The sequence below is a fragment of the Streptomyces sp. NPDC003635 genome, assembly GCF_053587635.1.
Genome location: NZ_JBSFOK010000006.1, coordinates 42765 through 63350, shown reverse-complemented (window position 1 = coordinate 63350; position 20586 = coordinate 42765). Strand labels below are relative to the sequence as shown.

18 protein-coding genes and 1 pseudogene are annotated in these 20586 nt (G+C 67.9%); 10 read left to right on the top strand and 9 right to left on the bottom strand.

All coding sequences use genetic code 11. The features are described from left to right. Window positions 1-3 precede the first annotated feature (3 nt). A complete protein-coding gene (locus ACWDRW_RS08010) occupies window positions 4-471 on the bottom strand; it encodes an SRPBCC family protein (RefSeq protein ID WP_451721605.1) in 468 nt (155 codons plus the stop codon). 172 nt (window positions 472-643) lie between these two features. Here ACWDRW_RS08010 and ACWDRW_RS08005 point away from each other — a divergent pair, with 172 nt between their 5' ends. The 8 genes and pseudogenes from ACWDRW_RS08005 to ACWDRW_RS07970 all read left to right on the top strand — a co-directional run. Next, entirely contained in the window at window positions 644-1063 is a 420-nt protein-coding gene (locus ACWDRW_RS08005; protein ID WP_451721604.1) for a very short patch repair endonuclease, read from the top strand. A gap of 176 nt (window positions 1064-1239) precedes the next feature. Continuing rightward, the gene (locus ACWDRW_RS08000; RefSeq protein WP_451721442.1) at window positions 1240-3804 is read left to right on the top strand and encodes a Z1 domain-containing protein; all 2565 of its coding nucleotides are present in this window, start codon (window positions 1240-1242) and stop codon (window positions 3802-3804) included. After that, complete coding sequence (locus tag ACWDRW_RS07995; protein WP_451721441.1) at window positions 3801-4826, top strand: PD-(D/E)XK motif protein; 1026 nt, start codon at window positions 3801-3803, stop codon at window positions 4824-4826. Before ACWDRW_RS08000 ends, ACWDRW_RS07995 begins: the two co-directional genes overlap by 4 nt. Further along, window positions 4823-6799, top strand: a complete 1977-nt coding sequence (locus tag ACWDRW_RS07990) for a hypothetical protein (RefSeq protein WP_451721440.1) — start codon at window positions 4823-4825, stop codon at window positions 6797-6799. Before ACWDRW_RS07995 ends, ACWDRW_RS07990 begins: the two co-directional genes overlap by 4 nt. Next, on the top strand, window positions 6796-7695 hold the full coding sequence (locus tag ACWDRW_RS07985) for a hypothetical protein (protein WP_451721439.1): 900 nt from the start codon (window positions 6796-6798) through the stop codon (window positions 7693-7695). The genes ACWDRW_RS07990 and ACWDRW_RS07985 overlap by 4 nt, the downstream gene beginning before the upstream one ends. After that, window positions 7692-9509 carry a DUF6339 family protein gene (locus ACWDRW_RS07980; RefSeq protein WP_451721438.1) on the top strand — a complete coding sequence of 606 codons (1818 nt, stop codon included), beginning with the start codon at window positions 7692-7694 and terminating at the stop codon, window positions 9507-9509. The genes ACWDRW_RS07985 and ACWDRW_RS07980 overlap by 4 nt, the downstream gene beginning before the upstream one ends. Window positions 9510-9518: 9 nt before the next feature. Continuing rightward, window positions 9519-10871, top strand: coding sequence for a DNA cytosine methyltransferase (locus ACWDRW_RS07975; protein WP_451721437.1), 1353 nt, complete (start codon window positions 9519-9521; stop codon window positions 10869-10871). Window positions 10872-10890: 19 nt separating this feature from the next. Continuing rightward, window positions 10891-11389, top strand: a pseudogene (locus tag ACWDRW_RS07970) (transcriptional regulator); the annotation flags it as partial. Here the strand turns inward: ACWDRW_RS07970 and ACWDRW_RS07965 are convergent. From ACWDRW_RS07965 to ACWDRW_RS07955, 3 genes are all read right to left on the bottom strand, one after another. After that, the gene (locus tag ACWDRW_RS07965) at window positions 11370-12032 is read right to left on the bottom strand and encodes an HAD family hydrolase (RefSeq protein ID WP_451721436.1); all 663 of its coding nucleotides are present in this window, start codon (window positions 12030-12032) and stop codon (window positions 11370-11372) included. The pseudogene ACWDRW_RS07970 and the gene ACWDRW_RS07965 sit on opposite strands and share 20 nt — an antisense overlap. Window positions 12033-12174: 142 nt before the next feature. Beyond that, window positions 12175-12672, bottom strand: a complete 498-nt coding sequence (locus tag ACWDRW_RS07960) for a peptidylprolyl isomerase (protein WP_451721435.1) — start codon at window positions 12670-12672, stop codon at window positions 12175-12177. 58 nt (window positions 12673-12730) lie between these two features. Further along, a complete protein-coding gene (locus ACWDRW_RS07955; protein WP_451721434.1) occupies window positions 12731-13552 on the bottom strand; it encodes an alpha/beta fold hydrolase in 822 nt (273 codons plus the stop codon). A 104-nt stretch (window positions 13553-13656) separates the two neighbouring features. Here ACWDRW_RS07955 and ACWDRW_RS07950 point away from each other — a divergent pair, with 104 nt between their 5' ends. Beyond that, on the top strand, window positions 13657-13959 hold the full coding sequence (locus tag ACWDRW_RS07950) for a hypothetical protein (RefSeq protein WP_451721433.1): 303 nt from the start codon (window positions 13657-13659) through the stop codon (window positions 13957-13959). A 119-nt stretch (window positions 13960-14078) separates the two neighbouring features. On the opposite strand, the gene ACWDRW_RS07945 is transcribed toward ACWDRW_RS07950, so the two are convergent. The 4 genes from ACWDRW_RS07945 to ACWDRW_RS07930 all read right to left on the bottom strand — a co-directional run bounded on the left by ACWDRW_RS07945 (window position 14079) and on the right by ACWDRW_RS07930 (window position 18066). After that, on the bottom strand, window positions 14079-14438 hold the full coding sequence (locus ACWDRW_RS07945) for a VOC family protein (RefSeq protein ID WP_451721432.1): 360 nt from the start codon (window positions 14436-14438) through the stop codon (window positions 14079-14081). 41 nt (window positions 14439-14479) lie between these two features. Beyond that, window positions 14480-14953, bottom strand: coding sequence for a carboxymuconolactone decarboxylase family protein (locus ACWDRW_RS07940; protein WP_451721431.1), 474 nt, complete (start codon window positions 14951-14953; stop codon window positions 14480-14482). A 107-nt stretch (window positions 14954-15060) separates the two neighbouring features. Further along, window positions 15061-16551 carry an MFS transporter gene (locus ACWDRW_RS07935; RefSeq protein WP_451721430.1) on the bottom strand — a complete coding sequence of 497 codons (1491 nt, stop codon included), beginning with the start codon at window positions 16549-16551 and terminating at the stop codon, window positions 15061-15063. A 57-nt stretch (window positions 16552-16608) separates the two neighbouring features. Next, complete coding sequence (locus ACWDRW_RS07930; protein ID WP_451721429.1) at window positions 16609-18066, bottom strand: DUF445 domain-containing protein; 1458 nt, start codon at window positions 18064-18066, stop codon at window positions 16609-16611. Between the two features lie 187 nt (window positions 18067-18253). On the opposite strand from ACWDRW_RS07930, the gene ACWDRW_RS07925 reads away from it, so the two are divergent. Next, window positions 18254-19588 (top strand): SGNH/GDSL hydrolase family protein, encoded by a 1335-nt coding sequence (locus tag ACWDRW_RS07925; protein ID WP_451721428.1) that lies wholly within the window; start codon window positions 18254-18256, stop codon window positions 19586-19588. A gap of 9 nt (window positions 19589-19597) precedes the next feature. Here ACWDRW_RS07925 and ACWDRW_RS07920 read toward each other — a convergent pair whose 3' ends face one another. Continuing rightward, on the bottom strand, window positions 19598-20299 hold the full coding sequence (locus tag ACWDRW_RS07920) for a DUF1707 SHOCT-like domain-containing protein (protein WP_451721427.1): 702 nt from the start codon (window positions 20297-20299) through the stop codon (window positions 19598-19600). Window positions 20300-20586: the final 287 nt, after the last annotated feature.

The window sequence follows — 20586 nt, the reverse complement described above, 5'->3', positions numbered from 1 at the left end:
AGCTCAGCCCTGGCGCCCCTCGACGGCGGCGGCAACGTCATCAAGATCCTTCGCGATGGCCTTGCTGACCGCACGAGCACCGAGCCCACCCAGCACCTTGGCCAGCACGCCCATGACCCGGCCACCGGCGGTTGTAGCTGTGAACGTCATGCGGACGGTAGTCGTAATGGGCCCGTCCGCACGCAGCTCCCACTCCGACACGTAGCGACTGCCGTGTGACTCGGCTTCGACGACATACCGCTCGGGCACCTCACAGACGGTCACCCACATCTCCTCGGTGGCGTCCTTCCCGAACATCCGCCGGGTTTCGCGCCAGCGGGTCCCGACACCGAAGGGCCCGTCGGAGAGAACCTCCACTTTGGACACGCCACTGAGGACGCGTTCCATGCCCCGGAGGTCAGTGAGGGCTGCCCACACCGACCCTTGAGCTGCGGCGATGCGACGCTCGACGGTGACGCTTTTGCTGGTCATACGCTCCATGAAAGCAGCAGGGGGCGAGATCGCGTTTCAGGCTCTGCGCATGACTGAGTGACCTGCTTCCGGTTCTGCTGGGAATGCAGGGGTGCGGTTTGGCCCGATGACGCTCGCGCGGGACACTGGTGCCATGTCCCCGACCGCATCGTCCCCGTCCGTCTCGGCGCGCATGAGTCGTCAGGTTTCCCGTGACACCCAGCCGGAACTGCTGGTCCGTCGACTTCTGCACGCGGACGGTCTGCGGTACAGGGTGCACTATCCCGTCCCGGGCATGCGGCGACGGAGCATGGACATCGCATTCAGCAAGTTGCGGATCGCGGTGTTTCTCGACGGCTGCTACTGGCACGGCTGCCCGGAGCACGCCACGCATCCGAGAGCCAACGCGGAGTGGTGGCGAGCAAAGCTCGACCGGAACATAGCGCGTGATCGCGAGACGACCGACCATCTGACTGCCGCCGGCTGGGCGGTGCTGCGGTTCTGGGAGCACGAGTCGGCCGATGACGTCGCCCGTCGGATCCAGGCTGCAGTGCTGTCTCGGAAGGGGCCTCGGGCAGCCACTGACCCGGGTGCCGAATCGGGACCACATTGACCCCACGATTCCCGGAATTGGGACGCGCGCCACCCAATATCGTGTAGATGTTGTGTGCAGGGGTGTGTCACAGCGCACTTCCAGGGTGTTTGTGTCGCGGACGGCTGGTCGGCGAGGCACGGCGCCGCGCAGTCCGATTGGCTCCAGCAAAGTGAAACGGGGAACGGTCGACTCCCATGACCGACGAAATCGACGGAATGTACGACACGTTCAAGGCGTTGCTCGACTCCTTTCCTCCGGCGGAGGCAGTCAAGCGGCTGGAACAGTTCGGCATCACTCCGGAGATCGTGCAGCAGATCCGTGAGCGGCACGAGCAGGAGACGATCCGCATCAAGGAGCTCGTGGAGCCGCACGCAGTGATCCAGGGCAACCGCGACACGTGGTACACGGGACCGCAGGCCAAGGACAAGTGCTGGCCGGCGGTGGCGGACCAACTACGCAAGGACGGCTGGCCCGAGGATCCGGCGATCAACAGCCTCAACGACTCGTCGACTCGTGTCGTCTCCCTGCTGAACCACCCGAAGGAGAAGTCGTTCTCCACACGTGGACTGGTGGTCGGCTACGTGCAGTCCGGGAAGACGACCAACTTCACGTCGGTCATGGCAAAGGCCGCGGATCGCGGATACAAGCTCTTCATCGTCCTGGCCGGCATCCACAACGGACTTCGCCGCCAGACCCAGGCCCGCCTCGTGCAGCAGCTCGTGGAACCGAACCCTTCACTGTGGTCACAGCTGACCGGGCTCGAAAAGGACTTCACCCCACAGGAAAACCCGGCGTCTTATTTCGGCAAGAGCAACAAGACCCACGTCCTGTGCGTTGTGAAGAAGAACGCGACAGTCCTGCGCAAGCTCGCCAAGTGGCTTGAGAAGGCCTCGACCTACCTTGAGGACTGCCCCGCACTGATCATCGACGACGAGGCGGACCAGGCCACCGTGGCGACGAAGTCGATCAATCCGTTGATCCTGAGCATCATGAGCCACCTGCCCCGGTCAGCGTACGTCGGATACACGGCGTCCCCGTTCGCGAACCTGCTGATCGACCCGAGCGCCGAGGACCTGTATCCAAAGGACTTCGTCGTCAACCTGCCTAAGCCTGCAGGGCACTTCGGTACTGAAGTCCTTTTCGGTCGCTACGCCCTCGACGGTGAGGATCCGGAGCAGGTCGACGACGGCTACGACATGATCCGCTCGGTACCGGAGGATGACGTCCCTCTTGTACGTCCTGGGACCAGGGCCGACATCGACGGCTTCGAGCCGCAGATCACCGACACCCTCAGCCGGGCCGTCGAGTACTTTTGGCTGGTCACCGCAGCCCGCCGCGTGCGCGGCACGGGGAACCCGCACAACACGATGCTGATACACACCAGCGTCAACACCGCGGTCCACAACAGCTTCAGAAGGCCTCTGGAATTTTTGCGCAAGCGTGCGGCGGAGTCGTTGGGGAATCCGGACCGTCTCTCCGCGCTGCGTGCCTTGTGGGAGATGGAGACCGCACGCGTCCCGGCCGAGGACTTCGGTGAGACGACGGTGCCGTTCGAGGAATTGGCTCCGCATCTGCCCGAGGTACTGGACAGCTGTCGCATCATCATGGACAACTCCAGCAGCGAGGACAGGCTCGACTACGAGAACGGCCCGGTCGTCGCGATTGCGGTGGGCGGCAACACCCTGTCGCGAGGACTCACCCTCGAAGGGCTGTCCGTCAGCTACTTCGTCCGCTCGGTCTCGGCGTACGACACTCTGCTCCAGATGGGGCGATGGTTCGGGTTCCGGAACGGATACGCCGACCTGCCGAGAACCTGGATGACCGACGAACTTGCCGAGTGGTTCCGGCACTTGGCCACAGTAGAGACCGAGATGCGTCGAGACATCGACATCTACATGACCGAGGACGAAAGCCCGCTCACCTTCGCCGTGCGCCTGCGTACGCACCCCGCCCTGCGCGTGACCGCGGCAGCAAAGATGCGCGATGCGGTCGTGGCGGCATCCTCCTACGGCGGCAAGCGGGTCCAGACCCACTACTTCCACACGAACGCCGAGTGGCTGAGAGGGAACATCGATGCGGCACGCAAGCTGGTCGCATCCGCTGTAGCCAACGCGCGCCGTGTGGAGACCCGTGCCGCGGACGGACGCTACGTCTTCCGTGACGTGCCGCACGACTTCGTGCTCGACTTCTTGTCGAATTACAAGTTCCACAAGAAGTCTCCGGAGAACGACGCCGAGCTGATGAGCAACTACATCCGCAAGCGGGTGACCAGCGCCGGCTCTCTGGGGCGCTGGAACGTCGCCATCGTGGGCAACCCCGCAGGGAAGGGCGAGGATTTCGCCTTCGCTCCCCATGTAGCCGTCGGGTTGAACACTCGCGCTCGCCTTGCCCTGTCCAACCCCGACCCGGACTTCGCGGACATCAAAACGCTGATGAGCCGCAGGGATGCGGCGATCGACCTTGCCGGGGACGTCGGGAAGCTCAAGGAGGGGGAGATCATGGAGGAGCGGCACAAGCAGTTGCCGGACACCGGCCTGCTCGTCCTGTACCCGATCGACAAGGTGTCCGAGCCCGACCCGTCGAAGAAGCTCCGTGCTCCGCTCAACGCGGAGGAGCACGTGATCGGTGTCGGCCTGGTCTTCCCCGAGCCGCAGAACGGCGACAGCACTGTGGCGAGCTACATCTCCGCTGACTTGTCCGGCGTGCGTGTCGAGATCGAGGAGGAGGACTACAGCCTCGTCGACGGTGATGACGCATGAGCGAGGACGAGTTCCGCGGCCTCGTGGAGCAGCGTTGGGTCGCCCTGGAGGCCGAGCCGACCACGGGAGAGCGTCGACTGCGGGTGGCGGAACTGTCCGTCGCCACCAGCAACGGCCCCCTCGCGGTGGCCGTGGACCACGACGGACACCGCCACCTCTTGGTCCCGATACACACGCATATGAAGGTTCGCACCGGCCTGGACGGGCCGGTCCTCAGGCTGCGCAAACGTCCACTGGAGGACGCGGAGACCTATCAGACGTACGCAGATCTGGGTTGCCTGCGCGACGACCTCAGCGACCTGTTCACCGAACTGTGCGCGGACGTCCTGGCGGAGGTCATCGAGGTGCCAGACAATCCCGTCAAAGCTCTGTACAGGGTGCTCGACCGCTGGAGGTCACTGTTCCGGACGCAGGGCCCGCGATTGGGCCCGGAGGAACTGGCCGGGCTCTTCGCGGAGTTGACCGTGCTGAACCGTCTCCTCTCGAAGGACCCGAGTGCGCACCGGATCTGGCGGGGGCCCACGGGACACCGCCACGACTTCTCGACTGCGTCCAACGCCGTCGAAGTGAAAGCGAGCACCGTCAGCGAGGGCCGACGGCCGCGCATTCATGGACTCGACCAGCTCGAGGCTCCCGACGGCGGAGCGCTCGGCCTGGCCTGGTTCCGGCTGCACCGCACCACCACCAACGGCGCGGGCACCAGGCTCGTGGAGTCGGTGAACGAAGCCCTGCGGTTGTGCGACGACGAGGGAGCCCTGCTCGAACAGCTTGCGATGGCCGGCTACCGTCTCGCCGACGCAGACCTCTACGAAGACGTCTGCTTCGCGGTCGGTGAGGAGCGGTGGTATCGAGTCGACGCCGGCTTCCCCGGATTGACCGGCGAGGCCCTGACCACCGCAGGCGTGGCCATATCCGTCCTGGACGTCGAGTACACCATCGACCTGTCCGGTGAGAACCCCGCGCCGATGGCCCCCGAGCAGGTGTCCCGGATGATCGAGAATCTGGTCCAGGAGCCCGCGTGATCGAGCCTCGTTGGTTTTCCCAGCCCTACCCGCCGGAAGGCGCCAGTGCCGCCGAAGGCATCCGCAACCAGCTCGGACGCCCGGAACTCGACCTGCTCACCCTCCTGGTTCGCGAGTCCGCTCAGAACAGCTGGGACGCCCGTATCGAGGGCTTGGCCGAACCGGTCGACTACCGCATCGACATGTGGACGGTCGGCCCGGCGCACGCCGGAGCGTGGCGCGAGCTTCTCCTCGACGGCGCGCCCATGAGTGAGGAGCACTTCCCGCTGCGCGAGACGCTGAGGCACCGTCCAGCACGCCTCCTCGCCGTCTCCGACCGCGGCACCCGAGGGCTGGGCGGCCCCACTCGCGCCGACGACGCCGTGGGCCCCGAACGCGACTTCGTCTCCTTCATCCGCAACATAGGCGAGCCACGGGAGACCGCCCTCGGCGGGGGAACGTACGGCTTCGGCAAAGGCATCTTCTACCTGCTGTCGAGATCCGGAACCGTCCTCGTCCACTCTCGATGCCGCACGTCTCAGGGCAGTTACGAGACGCGGCTCATCGGCTGCACCCTGTGGAAAAGCTACGTCGCCCGGGAGAGCGACGGGGAGCGTCGATACACGGGTCGGCACTGGTGGGGCGACACCTCGGGAGACGTCGTCGAGCCCTTGATCGGCCCGGCGGCGGAGACTGCTGCCCGACGTCTGGGACTTCGGGCTTTCGCACCGGAGGAGACCGGGACGACGATCGTCGTCATCGACCCCAATCTGGATGACCTCGAACCGGACTTGGCAGCCGAGTACTTGGCCGAGACCGTGGCATGGCATCTCTGGCCGAAGATGATCTCCGCGGAGGGCACGGACCCGGCCATGCGCTTCTCCGTCACCTGTGACGGGGTGGACCACCCTGTGCCGGATCCCAGGTACACCCGTCCGCTGACCCTGTTCGTGGCCGCGTACGAGGCGATGACGGGACCGGAGGGCAGCGTTCTGGCCTGCTTGAAGCCGCGGCAGCAGCTCGGTCGGCTCGGATTGGTGAAGCGGATCATGCCTCCGGTGGAACCGACCCGCGCGTCGCGCATGCTCGACATCGAGGACGTCGTACACCACGTGTGCCTGATGCGGCCTGCGGAACTCGTCGTCACCTATCACCCGGGACCGAGGCCGCCGAGCGTGAACCAGGGTTATGCCGGGGTCTTCCGCGCGGACGAGGCCATGGACGAGGTCTACGCGAAGGCTGAGCCACCCACGCACGACGCCTGGCACCCGCAGTCGCTGGACAGACCCGAGAGCACCTTCGTGCGGACGACGTTCCAACGCATCGGCGAAGCGTTGAACGACATGCTGTCACTGGGCGGGACCGCTCGCGCCGGTGCGACCAACGTGGCGCTGGGTGCGGCCAGTTCGTTCTTCTCCGGGCTGGTGGGCGGAGCCTGGGGTATTGGTGGCGCCACGGCCTATTCCAATCCGGGCAGCAACGACACAAAAGCCTTGAAGCCTGTTGAGGGGTCACGCCGTTCGGCTGCGGGCCGCTCCGCCTCGGAGAGGGCATCGAAAGGCCAGGAGGGATCCATCGCCGACGATGCCGGTGCCGGTGCCGGCGGAGAGTCGTACGGCTCGAAGAACGGCGGGACGGACGCCGTCGCCGTACGACGGCGTCCGCGGGTGCAGTACGTGGGTGATCCGTACTACGAGGATCGCGGTGACGACGAACTACTCGTCCAGGACTTCCGCCTACCCGCGGAGGGTCCACAGCGGGTCCGCATCCACCTAGCCGTCACACTTCCCGGAACAGGAGGGCGCGAGACCGATCCGCCGATCGGAGCCCGCATGCCCGCTCTGGTCGGCTGGGAGGACGGCGACGGCCGTCTGCACGGCGGCGATGCCTGTGTCATCGAAGGGGGCGATTCCGTGTGGCGTGCGCTCGTACGGCCGGCCCCCGACACGATGACCGAGATAGGCATCAAGGTCGAGGCGGTGAAGGAGTCGTGACCCGCCGAGCCCTCCCATACCGCGTCCCGACCGAGGATGTTGTCAGCGCCGAACCGTGGCGGCTGGTCACCGAGGACGGAGAGGTCCCGATGCCGGAGGCATTGCCGGACTGGGACTACCACATGGATCTGCGCCTGCGCAGGACCGTCAGCGTCGATCTCGACCGTGCGCGCTCCCAAACGGGACTTCCAGCCGATGCGGCGCTCACCCTTGCCGTGGTGTGGACGGCCACCGGCTCCAGCCTCAGCGGGCCGGCAGAGCACGCACGCCTGATCGACAGCGGCACGATCACCGCGGAGTTCGACATCGTCCTGGGTGGCGCGGACCTCGGCGGCCTGCTCGCGCTCGACACCGCCCTGGTTCTGGCCGAACGCCGTCTCGACGCCCGTCCCTCCTCGCCCCGCCGTGCCGGCTCGGTGCTGTGGAGCGATCGGGAAGAATTGCGCCTGCAGGGCGACGCCCCCCAGTTCCCCATGGCGGTGATCGATTTCTCACTGACGTCGTTCCCCGACGACGCCGCATGGCACCTCCAGATCAGCGGCGGGCTGGAGAGCGCCACCATGGGTTCGCTGCTCCTGCTCGTCAACGAGCGAAACACCATCACTGCCACGGCGTTCGAGAACGCGGGAAAGCCCCGCCCGGTCGACCGGATCGTCCTCTCCGCGGTGTACGCGGACGCCGCCCGGGTCATGATCGAGCACGCTTTGGCCGACGACGACTTCATCGAGGACGGCGACTTCCCGGACGGCTCGCTCGGCGCAACCATGCTGAGTCTCTTCGACAGGCTTTTCCCGGGGCAGCTGATCACGGATGTCCGGCTGCGGCAAAGACAGTCACCTGCCCTGTTCGCCTCGGATCTGCAAGCGGCGGTCAAGATCTTCGAGGTGTCACGATGAGCTTCCTCTTTCCCCGACTGCTCGCCGAGCAGGCCAAACCGCTCTTCGAGGAATACCGATACCTGTCGATCGCCGAACTGGCCGGTCGCGTCGCATACGCCCACGATTCCGCCGTGTACGTGGCCACCGGCGGGGACAGGGTCTCCACCACCCAACTCCGCCATTTGCGCGCAGGGGTTGTCGACCTCGCCAAGAGTGCGGGCTTTCCCGACGACTCCGACCGCGCAAACAACGCCGAATTCGACCTTCGGCTCGCCGCCCAACTGCACGCCGAGACGGGCATGGTGCCCGCCGAGGCGGCCTCCCGGGACGTCTGGGCCTTCCTCGCCCTTGTGGTGCTCCCGGATGTCGCGTTCTGGCGCTATCCCCAGCCGCCGAAGGACCGCGTCCTCGGCACCGACCTCACCCGCCACGTCTTCGGCCGCCTGTGGTGGCGCGCTCAGCTCGTACGGGCCTCGGATGATCCGGAGCCGTACAGTGCGCTCAAGATCCTCGGGGAGGCTGCGTTCGACCAGATCTACGCTCGTCGTGCCGCTCTCGGCGGAAGCCCTCACATGGTCCGCGCGATTCTCCGCGTCTGGAGGGACCTTGATCTTCAGGGCCTGAACGAGCGTGAGACCCTTCGCGACTTCCTCAAACGGTTGCTCCGGCTCGCCCCGTTCGTGCTCTTCGACGGCATCGAGGAGCACGCCTTGGACGACGAGTTGCGGGCGGTTGCCCAGGAGTCCGTCGATGCGCAGCGCCGCGCATCGTCGCCCACCGGGAGCGACGCGACGCGCAGCGCTGTTGTCGATGCTTCGCCCACCACTTCACTCGCGACGCCGCCTGCGCAGGATCCCCGCCTGGCGGAGTCGGTCGAGACCCCTCGGTTCCGTTCCGTCGAGATCTGTGCCGGGTGCGGCGCGCAGGCACTCGGTCTGGAGCAGGCCGGTTTCGACCCCGTGGTGCTCATCGACAGCAAGGCCGACGCGTGTTTCACCCTTGGGCGGAACAGGCCGGAATGGGACACCATCTGCATAGACCTCATGCATTTCCCCGTCCATGAGCGGCCGGACATCATCGGCGTCGACCTCCTCAGCGGCGGCCTCCCACGGGTCAAGTCCATGGCCACCGTCGGGCGCGATGAGGACACCGAGGAACGCAAAGTCCTCCGGGCCGCGATCGAGCTGGCCCGCGCGGTGAGGCCGCGGGCCGTCCTTTTGGAGAACGTCCCGGATCTGGCCGAGAGTCCGGAGTTCGCGGTCGACCGGGATTGGGTGGGAGCCCAGCTTGCGGCAGGTGGGTACCGCATGACGTGGAAAGTTCTCAATGCCGCCGATTTTGGCGTCCCGCAGAACCGCAAGAGCAGCTTCATGGTCGCCATGCCCGAACCGTACTTCTCGCGGTTCTCCTGGCCCGAACCGGAAGACAGCCCTACCCCGACCGTGGGCCAGGTGCTCGGCCCGTCCATGTCCTCGCGGGGCTGGCCGGCCGCAGAGGAGTGGATCAAGAGGGCCGACCGCCTGGCGCCTGCGCTCGTAGGTGGCTCCGACCGAAGGGGTGGTGCCGACCTTGGGCCCACGGGGAGCAAAAAGGCCTGGGCCGCTCTGGGGGTGAACGGCAACAGCCTCGGCGACGAGCCGCCAGGGATGGATTTCCCCCCGGGGGAGATGCCCAAGCTGACCGTCGAGCAGGCGGCACTGATTCAGTCGATCCCGGAGGAGTGGATCTTCGCCGGGGGCAAGACGTCCCGCTACCGACAGATCGGCCACGCCATGCCCCCGCCACTTGCCGCCGCTGTCGGACGGGCAATCGCAACAGCTCTACGAAGCTAAGATCACCCCATGCGCGCGCACCGTCCCGACGACCTCAAGATGATCACCGTTCTCGACCTTTTTTCGGGCTGCGGTGGCTTCACTCAGGGGTTCCACGAGTTTCGGCCCGCCGGGGCGGAGGACGGCGGTCCTGTTTTCCGAAGCCTCGCGGCGGTCGAGCACAACGAGGCCGCGGCTGCCACATACGCGGTCAACTTCGGCAGAGGGCGGCTCGACAAGCGGATTCCAGCCGCCCGCGTACACCTCGGGGACATCGAGAAGTGGGAGCCGACCGAGGACGACCTGCACGCGGATGTGGTGGTCGGCGGGCCTCCGTGCCAGGGCTTTTCTGCCCTGAACCGGAACAAGAAGGGCGTAGAGCGCAACCGCCTGTGGGAGGAATACGTACGAATCGTCGCGAAGGTGCGCCCCAAGGTCTTCGTGATCGAGAACGTCGACCGCTTCCTCAAGTCGGATGAGTTCCACAACCTGCTCAACGAGGTCGAGGCGGGCGGACAACTGGCCGAGTACCGACTGGTCGACCCTCCAGGGCACGTACCTGCCGACACGAACGAGCAGAAGATCAAGCGCTACCTCCTCAACGCGGCGGATTACGGCGCGGTCCAAGTACGCCGGCGGACCATCGTCATCGGTGTCCGCAAGGACATCGACAACGGTCATGCGATGTCCTACCCGACCCCGACGCACAGGCGCCGTCCGAAGAAGAGCACGTATGCACAGGCACCGACACTCGACGGCGTCAGTGCCGAACCCCGCTTTTGGAAAGCCGTGGACGGAGTCTTCGAGGAATCCTCAAAACTCCCGCTCTCAGGGACCGAACTTCCCAGCGGGAAAGAGCACATCGAAGACATCGGCGTTAATGTTGCCGGCGTCTTCACCACCGAGGATCTCCACTTCAGGCGCCAGCCGAAGCAACTCTCGGTGGCTCGCTACCTTGCCATCCCTCCGGGGGGGAACCGCAAGGATCTGGAGGGAAAGTGGTACACGGTGGGCGAAGACGGCGCTTTCGCTTTTTACACGGTACCCAGACCTGCGGGCGTGAAGACCGACGTCGAGTACCTCTCGACAGAAAGCTGGGACAATCACAAGACGGGCACGGGCGACGTCATGGGCAGGCTTCGTATCGGAGAGCCGTCCGTCACCATCCGCACCGAGTTCTTCAAACCGGAAAAGGGTCGTTACCTCCATCCCACGGAACCCCGCCCGATCACCCATTACGAGGCCGCCCGAATCCAGGGATTCCCTCGAGAATTCCGGTGGTGCGGTTCGAAGACGGAGATCGCAAAGCAGATCGGAAACGCGGTACCCATCCCCCTGGGAATGGCAGTCGCTTCGGCTATTTACGCCTGCCTGGGTGGTTAGGGGCGCACTGGGCTGTTGGCTTGCGTGGCTCGACGCCGTGGAGGCCGAATGCGACTCGAGATGCGGCAACACCCGCACTGCTCTCAACCTGATCGGGCACGCCGAGGACATCCTCACGACGGCCAACGAGCGCGACTCGCCGGAGTGGCTGGACTGGCTCTCCCCGGCCCCACCGGCCGCCCTCAAAGGGAACACGCAGATGGTGGCGGGGCGCCTTACCCAGGCTCGCGAGAGCCTTCTGGCAGCCCCGGAGTCGATGGGGCTCGGCGAGGACAAGCAGCGCGCGGTCGTGTACGGCGATCTTGCGGCCGTTGAGACGGCGTGTGGGAATACAGAGCTGGCCTGCGAGTACGCGGGCAAGGCCCTCGGCCAGTTGGCCATCAATTGGTACGCCACCGGCATGGACCGCGCGCGAGGTCCGCCGCGCCCTCGCTCCCCATCAGCATGAGCCCTGCGTCCGCGCCCTCGACGACCGCCTCTACGAGTGGTCGACGACCGTCAGTGCGCTGTGCCGTTGAACTCGCGGACATGGCTGACCAGTTCCCTGAGATCGTCCGCCTGGAAAGAGGGCAGTTCCATCGCCTCTGGGCTGTGCCACTGGATGGTGGCCCACGGTCCACGATGGACCAGCGCGGTCCTCATGCCCGCCTCTCGCGCCGGGCGGATGTCGTTGTCGCAGCGATCGCCGACGTAGAGGATCTCGTCGACCTCGAACGGGACCGCAGCAGCGACGCGTTTGAAGAACTCAGGGCTGGGCTTGCCGGCACCCCAGTCATCGGACGTGCCGATCAGGTCGACGTCGTGGGAGAAGAGCTGCCGCAGGATCCGGCCCGCGTTTACAGTCTGGTTTCCGGCGATGCCGAGCCACAGCCCTGTGGCCCGGAGCTCCGTCAGGGCCGGACGAACGTCGGCGTACAGATCCGTTTCGCCGAAAGTCTCCGCCTGCCCCGCCGCAGCACGCTTCTCGCGCTCCAGGCAGAGGTCGAACCCTGGCCGGAATTCCTGGAAAGTCTCCCGGTAGTCGCGCCCTTGGGCGATGACCGTGCCGAACATCGCGTGAAAGGTGTGCCTCGGGACGCCCAGCCAGTCAGCCCAGGTCGCGTACTCGCGGGTCTCGTCCATGAGGCACTCACCGACGTCGAAGACCGCCTCTCGAATCATTGAGGCAGGCTATCGATGGCCCAGAAAGGAGCGGAACGAGAGTCAGCGGCTGCTCCAGAAGGGGAGCGATGTCGTGGCCGGTGATCGTCGATACGAACGTGGCCGGGGCGCAAACACCTTGCGCCCCGACCCCCGCAACGCGTCAGAGCTGGCCCGACTCCGAGATCGTGATCTTGGCGGACGTGGCGCCGCTTCGCGAGCCCAGGGACTCGATCTTCTTCACGAGCGCCATGCTCGACTCGTCCGCGACCTCGCCGAAGACGACGTGCTTGCCGTCCAGCCAGCCCGTCACGACCGTCGTGATGAAGAACTGGGAGCCGTTGGTGTTCGGGCCCGCGTTGGCCATGGAGAGCAGGCCGGGGCGGTCGTGCTTGAGCTTGAAGTTCTCGTCGGCGAACTTCTCGCCGTAGATGCTCTTGCCGCCCGTGCCGTTGCCGGCGGTGAAGTCGCCGCCCTGGAGCATGAACTCCGGGATGACACGGTGGAAGGAGGAACCGGCGTAGCCGAAGCCCTTCTCGCCCGTGGCCAGGGCGCGGAAGTTCTCAGCCGTCTTCGGGACGACGTCGTCGAAGAGGTTGAAGGTGATGCGCCCCTCGGGCTTGTCGTTGATGGTGATGTCGAAATAGACCTTGGTCGTCATACCCCCCATCCTGCACCCTCCGGACCGCCGCCACCGTCGCAGGGGGCATAAGACGAGGTCACCGTGTCTGTCCGGCGGCCTTCCCGGTGTGCTCGGCCAGGAAGTCCCTCACCTCCGCGTGCAGTCGTTCCGGCTGGTCCAGGTGTACGTCGTGGGCGGCCGCCGGGATCGTGCGCAGCACCGCCGTCGGACGCGTGGCCGTCATCGTCCTGGCCTCCTCCTCCGGCATCCAGCCGTTCTCGCCCCGGAGCAGCAAGGTGGGGGTCGTCATACCGCGCCACTCCCGCCAGTAGTCCCTCCTCGTCAGGGTCGTGATCATCGCCACCATCACGTCCCGGTCCACCCTCGGCCACCAGCCGTCCGCCCGCTCCTCCAGGCCTCTCGCCCATGCCTCATGACCCAGGAAGTCCCTGGCCGCCTCGAAGGACGCGAACGGCTTCGGCCAGCTGTCCAGCCACTCCCCTATCCGCGCGGGGGTGTCCTCGGCAGCACGTTCCGGGCCCGCCTCGATCAGGACCAGCGCCGACACCAAATCCGGGCGGGCCGACGCCAGCAGCATCGCCGTATGACCGCCCAGGGACTGGCCGATCAGGGTTACGGGGGACAGCGACAGGTGGTCGATCAGCGCTGCCGCGTCCCCTACGCACGCCTCCCTGGTAACCGTCGGCGGGCGGCGTGTGCTCGCGCCGTGGCCGCGGGCGTCGTACGTCACCACGCGGTGGCCGTCGCAGAGCAGGCGGGTCGTCAGGTCGTCCCACTCGCCCTGGTGGCCCGCGAGGCCGTGAAGGAGCAGGATCGCCGCCGGGGTGTCGTGCGGGCCGTGGTCGCGGTACGCGATGCGGGTGCCGTCAGGGGTGGTGAAGTGCCGGTGCAGCGTCACGCCTGTGCTCTCCAGGGGGCTCGAGTGATCGTCGAGCCCGACGATTAGCCTCTTCCCATCAGGCACGCAAGCCCAGCGGGCACGCAACCAGGAGGCAGGCAGACATGGCGAAGATTCCCAGTGCGGTCATCGCAGCGGGCGGGCTCGTCGGCGGGTACGGCGTGGCCCGGTGGACGAAGAAGCGGCCGCTGGGCGGGGCCGTGCTGGCCGCCGCGGGGGCGGCCGCGGCGCAGCAGTGGCGGGAGCGGGCGGGCGGGCCGGCCGCGGGTGCGCTGACAGCCGCGTACGTCGCCGCCTTCGCCGGCTCGCACCCGCTGGCCAAGAAGGTCGGCGCCTGGCCGGCCGTGTTCGGCGTCGCCGGCGCCGTGGCGCTCGCCTCCTGGGCCGTGGCCGACCGCAACGCCTGACGGCTGGCGCTGCGCCTTACGCCGACACCTCAGGCCAGTCACTGACACCCGGCGCTGACACCCGACGTCAGCACCGGACCTCAGCACCTGACGTCGGCACCAACCCAGGCGCTCGGCGCTCAGCGCGCGTGCGTCAGCACATTCACCACGCGCCCGTTCGGATCGCGGACGAAGAAGCGCCGTACGCCCCACTCCTCGTCCCGCAGCTCCCGTACGATCTCCGCGCCCGAGGCCAGGACCTGGGCGTACGCCGTGTCCACGTCCTCGACCTCCACGCTGAGGTCGGGGACGACCGGGCCGGTGCGTTCCTCGGTGAAGAAGCTGATCTGGGCCGTGGGGTTGGCCGGTGAGGCCAGAGTCGCCACCCAGCCCATGTTCATGACCTCCTCGAAGCCGAGCAAGCCGTAGAAGGCGCGGTTCGTGTCCAGCGCCTCCGGCGAGCCGACCTCGACGTTGGGGACGATCCTGCGGATGGTCATCTACGGCCCCTCGGTTTCCGGACGTGGGTCGACGGAGCTGGTCAGCCGAACATACCGGGCTGGTAGTCCCCCGCGGGCTGCTGCACGATGACGTTGAACCGGTTGTACGCGTTGATCAGCGCGATCATCGCGACCAGCGCCGCCAGCTGCTCCTCGTCGTAGTGCTTGGCGGCGTTCTCCCAGACCGCGTCCGGGACCCCGCCCGCCGCGTCGGCGATGCGGGTGCCCTCCTCGGTCAGTTCCAGCGCGGCGCGCTCCGCCTCGGTGAAGACCTTGGCCTCGCGCCAGGCGGCGACCAGGTGGAGGCGCTGCGGGGTCTCCCCGGCCGCGGCGGCGTCCTTGACGTGCATGTCGGTGCAGAAGCCGCAGCCGTTGATCTGGCTGGCGCGGATCTTCACGAGCTCCAGGGTGGACTGCGGCACCGCGAGGTCCGACACCGCCTTGCCGGCGGAGTTGATGTGCCGGAAGACCTTGGCGAGGGCGGGGTTCTCGAAGAGGTTCAGGCGGGCTTCCATGGTGGGCTCCTTGTCCGTCGTAGGTGCGTACACCCCTATGACGGGAGGGCTCGCGCCTGTGTGACACGGTCACATGTGACCTGTGCCATACGGGAGTTGGGGCCCGTTCACGCCACCTTGTGCGAGGCCTTGGCGCCCACCGCCGACAGCGGCGTCGCGATGTCCTCCAGCGACCGCCGTTCCGCGCGCACCGCGAGGAACGCCGCCACCAGGCCCGCCGCGCACATCAGCCCGGCCCCGATCTGGAAGGCGAGCACGGTGTCCCCGACGACGCCCGACTCCGTGAGGTCCGCGAAGATCAGCGGGCCGCTGATGCCGCCGGCGGCGGTGCCGAGGGCGTAGAAGAAGGCGATGGCCATCGCCCGGGTCTCCATCGGGAAGACCTCGGAGACGGTGAGGTACGCGCTGGAGGCGCCGGCCGAGGCGAAGAAGAGCACCGCGCACCAGCAGGCCGTCAGGGTCGTCGCGCTCAGCGAGCCGCGGTCGAAGAGCCACGCCGTGCCGAAGAGCAGCACGCCGGAGAGCAGATAGGTCGAGCTGATCATGATGCGTCGGCCGAGGGTGTCGAAGAGCTTGCCGAGCAGCAGCGGGCCGAGGAAGTTCCCGGCGGCGATGACGGCGAAGTAGTAGCCGGTGCGGCCGGGCGGGACGTCGTAGAAGGTCGTCAGGATGGCGCCGAAGCCGAAGGTGATGGCGTTGTAGAGGAACGCCTGACCGATGAAGAGGGCGAGGCCGAGCGTGGCGCGGCGCGGGTACTGCCCGAAGACCGTGCGGGCGATCAGGCCGAAGCCGATGCTCTTGCGCTGCTGGATGGTGATCTCGCCGCGCGCGGGCGGCAGCGGCTCGCCCTTCTCCCGCTCGATCTCGTGCTCGACCTTCGTCACCAGTTCCTCGGCGTCCTCGCCGCGGCCGTGGATGAACTGCCAGCGTGGACTCTCGGGGACGTGCCGGCGCACGAGGAGGATGACCAGGCCGAGGACGACGCCGAGGGCGAAGCTCAGCCGCCAGCCGAGGTCCTTGGGGAAGATCGCGGTGTCCAGCATCACGATGGACAGCAGGGCTCCGCCGACCGCGCCGAGCCAGTAGCTGCCGTTGATGATCAGGTCGACGCGGCCCCGGTAGAGGGAGGGGATCAGCTCGTCGATCGCCGAGTTGATGGCCGCGTACTCGCCGCCGATGCCGAAGCCGGTGAGGAACCGGAAGAGGAAGAACCACCAGGACTCGAAGGACAGGGCGGTCATCGCGGTCGCCGCCAGGTACACGGCGAGCGTCACCATGAACAGCTTCTTACGGCCGTAGCGGTCCGTCAGCCGGCCGAAGAAGAGGGCGCCGACGCAGGCGCCAGCCACGTACAGCGCGGCGGCCAGGCCCGTGACCTGGGCGGAGGTGATGTCGAGGCCGCTGCCCTCCTCGGCGAGGCGGCCGGCGACATTGCCGACGATGGTGACTTCGAGGCCGTCCAGGATCCACACGGTGCCCAGACCGATGACGATCATCCAGTGCCAGCGCGACCACGGCAGCCGGTCCAGGCGGGCCGGTACGGCGGTGGTGACGGTGCCGGTGGTTCCCGGCACCGGCTCGGACGCTGCTGCTGTCATGGGCACGGCTCCCTCCGGACAAGCGGAACCCCTGGCGGGTGCCCCGCTCATCAGGGATTACGCCCCCAGCGCTCGCGACACCGTGTAGATCAGCAGTCCGGCCAGCGAACCGACGACCGTGCCGTTGATCCGGATGAACTGCAGGTCACGGCCGATGTGCGCCTCGATCTTCCGGGTCGTGTGCTCTGCGTCCCAGCTCGCCACGGTGTCCGTGATCAGGGAGGTGATCTCCTTGCGGTAGGTCGTGACGACGTACACCGCGGCGCCCTCCACCCAGCTGTCGACCTTGCTCTGGAGCTTGGGCTCCACGGCCATCCGCGCGCCCAGCGACAGCAGCGAGGCCCGCAGCCGCAACCGCAGCTCGCTGCGCTCGTCCTCCGCCGCCGAGACGATCATGGATCGTACGGCGGTCCAGGCGGAGGCGATCAGGTCCTGGACCTCGCCGCGGCCGAGCACCTCGCCCTTGAGCCGCTCGACGCGCGCCCGGGTGTCGGTGTCGGACTGGAGGTCGGAGGCGAAGTCGGTGAGGAAGCGGTCGAGGGCGCCGCGGGCCGGGTGGGAGGGCATGTCGCGCATCTCGGTGACGAAGCGCAGCAGCTCCTTGTAGACGCGCTCACCGACCCGCTTGTCCACGAAGCGCGGGGTCCATCCGGGCGCTCCGCCCTGGACGGCGTCCATGACCTGCTCGTCGTGCAGCACCAGCCAGTCGTGCGCCCGGGAGACGACGAGGTCGACGACCCGCTTGTGGCCGCCGTCGGCCACCACCTTCTCCAGCATCTTGCCGATGCCGGGCCCGATCTCCTGGGCGTCGGCCCGCCGGGTGATCGCCTCGCCGACGACCGCCTGCACGTCCTGGTCCCGCAGCACGGTCAGCGCGCCGCGCAGCGCGGCCGACACCTCGGCGGTGACCCGGTCGGCGTGCTCGGGGTCGGCGAGCCAGGCGCCGAGCCGGCTGCCGATGCCGACGGCGCGCAGCCGCTGCCGTACGACGGCCTCGGAGAGGAAGTTCTCGCCGACGAACTCGCCCAGGGAGACGCCCAGCTGATCCTTCTTGGTCGGGATGATCGCGGTGTGCGGGATGGGGATGCCCAGGGGGTGGCGGAACAGGGCGGTGACGGCGAACCAGTCGGCCAGCGCGCCGACCATGCCGGCCTCGGCCGCCGCGGCGACATAGCCGGCCCAGGCACCGGCGCCCTCATTCGACGCCCACTTGGCGAGGACGTAGATCAGTGCCACGAAGAGCAGCAGGCCGGTCGCGGTGAGCTTCATCCGGCGTACGCCGCGCTGTTTCTCCTCGTCGGCGGCGCTGAAGGTGGTCATCGCGCGGACGGCGGCGGCGGGGACGCCCCTGCCCGACCCTCCGGCGGGGTCAAGTCGTGCTCCGGCAGGGTTGGACCGGCCCCCGGCAGGGTTCGCCGGAGTGCCCCGCCGGGCATGCTGCCCTACGTCCGTCGCTTCCGTTTCGCCCGTTTTCGATCGTTCCATCCGCTCCACCCGTTCACACTCCCCGTACATATTGTCCCTTCCTGACCGACTCCTGGAACGAAACGAGAGTTCCCGGCGTCTGTCCGGTGGGGGGAGCACCATGGGGAACTCCACGGCCCAATGGGGGGTCTGTTCAGGCCCTCCCTGCCTCATGGCGCATCATGAGGTGATCACATCGGAGCCTCGGGCTCCCATTGCCCGAGGAGACACGCACCGCATGACCAGGCGTCACGGTTATGCCCTGCTTTCCGCCATCGTCGCCCTGATCGTGGGACTGTCCGCGGCGATCTACGTAGGAGTCGCCGCCGACGACGGCAGCGGCCAGGAGTCCACCCTGGCCAGCGGGAACACCCCGCGCAACCCCGCCGCACCGGTCTCCACCGGCACCTGGGTCGGCACCTGGTCGACCTCGCCGGCCGCCGCCGAGCCCGGCACCGAGACGGAGGGGATGGCGGGCCGCTCGGTCCGCAACGTCGTCCACACCAGCGTCGGTGGTACGAGTGCCCGGATCACGCTTTCCAATCTCTACGGCACGTCCCCGTTGACGATCACGCACACCTCGATCGCCGTGGCGGCGGGCAGCGACACCGCCGCGGCCGTGACGCAGACGATGCGCCGGCTGACCTTCGGGGGCAACACGACGGTCGTGATCCCGCCCGGCGGGCAGGTCATGAGCGACGCGGTCCGCGTCGGCGTCCCGGCGGACGCGGACGTGCTGGTCACGACGTACTCCCCGACCCGCTCCGGCCCGGTCACCTACCACCCGCACGCCCGGCAGGCCTCCTACGTCGCCCGGGGCGACCGGACCGAGGACGTGACCGGGGCGGCGTTCACGGAGGAGGTGGGGTACTGGCGCTATCTGACGGCCCTGGACGTGCTGAGCAAGGACTCGGACGGCACGGTGGTCGTGCTGGGCGACTCGCTGACCGACGGCATCACCTCCACGTCGGGGGCCAACCGCCGCTGGACGGACGTGCTTTCGCTGCGACTGCGCACGGCGCTCGCGGCCGGGGAGGACCTGCCGCGCTACAGCGTGGTGAACCAGGGGATCAGCGGCAACCAGATCCTCGTCGGAGGGCTCGGGCGCCCGGCGGACAACCCGAGCGGCCTGGACCGCTTCGGCCGGGACGTGCTGAACCGCACGAACGTCAAGGTCGTGGTCATCGCCCTGGGCGTCAACGACATCCTCCGCAACCCGCAGCTGGCGGACCCGGAGCGCATTCTGGAGGGCCTGCGCGTCATGGTCCGCCAGGCCCACGCGCGGGGCCTGAAGGTGATCGGCGCGACGCTGATGCCGTTCCAGGGACACCGCGGCTATACGGCGGAACGCGAGGCGGTGCGGCAGCGGATCAACGCGGAGATCCGCTCCGGCCGGGTCTTCGACGGCGTCGCCGACTTCGACGAGGCCCTGCGGGACCCGTACAACCCCCGCAAGCTCCGCGGCGACTACGACTCGGGCGACCATCTGCACCCCAGTGACCGGGGCTACGAGCGGATGGCCGAGTCCTTCGACCTGAAGACCCTGAAGGGCTCGGCACCGGCGGAGCTGTGACCGGCGCCGTCAGTCCTCCTCGTCCCTCCGCCGCTCGTGCAGCGCGTGACGTGACGTCCTGCGTTCCAGTTTCTCCTGGCGGCGTTCCTCGCGGAGTCGTTGGCGTTCCGCCTTGGTGACCTTGCGTTCCACGCCCACGCCGCCCCAGAAGGCGAAGCCGGTGATGATCACGCGTGGGGCGTCGGGTTCGCCGGGGACGCCGTCCTCGGACTGGTCGAAGCCGCCCATGATGCCGATGCCGCGGGTCGCCACCTCGACGCCGGGCGGCACGATCACATTCAGGCCGCCCATGATCGCCACGCAGTTGATCACGATCTCGCGGTCCGCGAAGTTCGCCTCGCGCAGGTCGATCTCCCCGCCGCCCCAGAAGGCGAAGCAGTTGAAGCGGCGCGGGGCGGTCCAGCGGCCCTTGCGCTCGAACCCGGACATCACCGCGATCCCGAGCGTGGAGGAGCCCTCGCCGCCCGTGATGCGGCTCGCCCAACCGCCGTTCCCCTCAGGGCCCTTGACCAGGTTCACGGAAACCGCCACCGGAAGGTCGCGGGTGATCGGGTTCAGTTCCCCGTACGTCCGTGCCTTGTAGGTCGCGTCCAGCCGTTCCCCGAACTCCTCCATGTCGAGCCGGCCCTCGGCGAGGGCTTCCCGCAGGATGTCGGCGACCCGCTCACGGTCGGCGTCGGATGCTCGAAGCTCAGGGAGTTCTTCGGTCATGCGTTCAGCCTACGAGTTCCAAGGGCCCGGCACTATGCGGTCGCCGCGTCCGCACAGTGCCGAGTCGTCGACGCCCCCCGCCGCGCCGTCGACTTGCCCCTGCGGGCCACCGACACTGCCGTCCACCGACCCTGCCCGTCCACCGCCCCTGCAGCCCACGGCTCCTGCCCGTCCACCGCCCCTGCAGCCCATGGCCCCTGCCGTCCACCGACCCTGCAGCCCACGGCCCCTGCCGTCCACCGACCCTGCAGCCCACGGCCCCTGCCGTCCACCGACCCTGCAGCCCA

Excerpts from the sequence above, each read along its gene's own strand:
- ACWDRW_RS08010 (WP_451721605.1), bottom strand. The coding sequence starts at position 471 with ATGACCAGCAAAAGCGTCACCGTCGAGCGTCGCATCGCCGCAGCTCAA.
- ACWDRW_RS08005 (WP_451721604.1), top strand. The coding sequence starts at position 644 with ATGAGTCGTCAGGTTTCCCGTGACACCCAGCCGGAACTGCTGGTCCGT.
- ACWDRW_RS08000 (WP_451721442.1), top strand. The coding sequence starts at position 1,240 with ATGACCGACGAAATCGACGGAATGTACGACACGTTCAAGGCGTTGCTC.
- ACWDRW_RS07995 (WP_451721441.1), top strand. The coding sequence starts at position 3,801 with ATGAGCGAGGACGAGTTCCGCGGCCTCGTGGAGCAGCGTTGGGTCGCC.
- ACWDRW_RS07980 (WP_451721438.1), top strand. The coding sequence starts at position 7,692 with ATGAGCTTCCTCTTTCCCCGACTGCTCGCCGAGCAGGCCAAACCGCTC.
- ACWDRW_RS07975 (WP_451721437.1), top strand. The coding sequence starts at position 9,519 with ATGCGCGCGCACCGTCCCGACGACCTCAAGATGATCACCGTTCTCGAC.
- ACWDRW_RS07965 (WP_451721436.1), bottom strand. The coding sequence starts at position 12,032 with ATGATTCGAGAGGCGGTCTTCGACGTCGGTGAGTGCCTCATGGACGAG.
- ACWDRW_RS07960 (WP_451721435.1), bottom strand. The coding sequence starts at position 12,672 with ATGACGACCAAGGTCTATTTCGACATCACCATCAACGACAAGCCCGAG.
- ACWDRW_RS07950 (WP_451721433.1), top strand. The coding sequence starts at position 13,657 with ATGGCGAAGATTCCCAGTGCGGTCATCGCAGCGGGCGGGCTCGTCGGC.
- ACWDRW_RS07945 (WP_451721432.1), bottom strand. The coding sequence starts at position 14,438 with ATGACCATCCGCAGGATCGTCCCCAACGTCGAGGTCGGCTCGCCGGAG.
- ACWDRW_RS07940 (WP_451721431.1), bottom strand. The coding sequence starts at position 14,953 with ATGGAAGCCCGCCTGAACCTCTTCGAGAACCCCGCCCTCGCCAAGGTC.
- ACWDRW_RS07935 (WP_451721430.1), bottom strand. The coding sequence starts at position 16,551 with ATGACAGCAGCAGCGTCCGAGCCGGTGCCGGGAACCACCGGCACCGTC.
- ACWDRW_RS07930 (WP_451721429.1), bottom strand. The coding sequence starts at position 18,066 with ATGTACGGGGAGTGTGAACGGGTGGAGCGGATGGAACGATCGAAAACG.
- ACWDRW_RS07925 (WP_451721428.1), top strand. The coding sequence starts at position 18,254 with ATGACCAGGCGTCACGGTTATGCCCTGCTTTCCGCCATCGTCGCCCTG.
- ACWDRW_RS07920 (WP_451721427.1), bottom strand. The coding sequence starts at position 20,299 with ATGACCGAAGAACTCCCTGAGCTTCGAGCATCCGACGCCGACCGTGAG.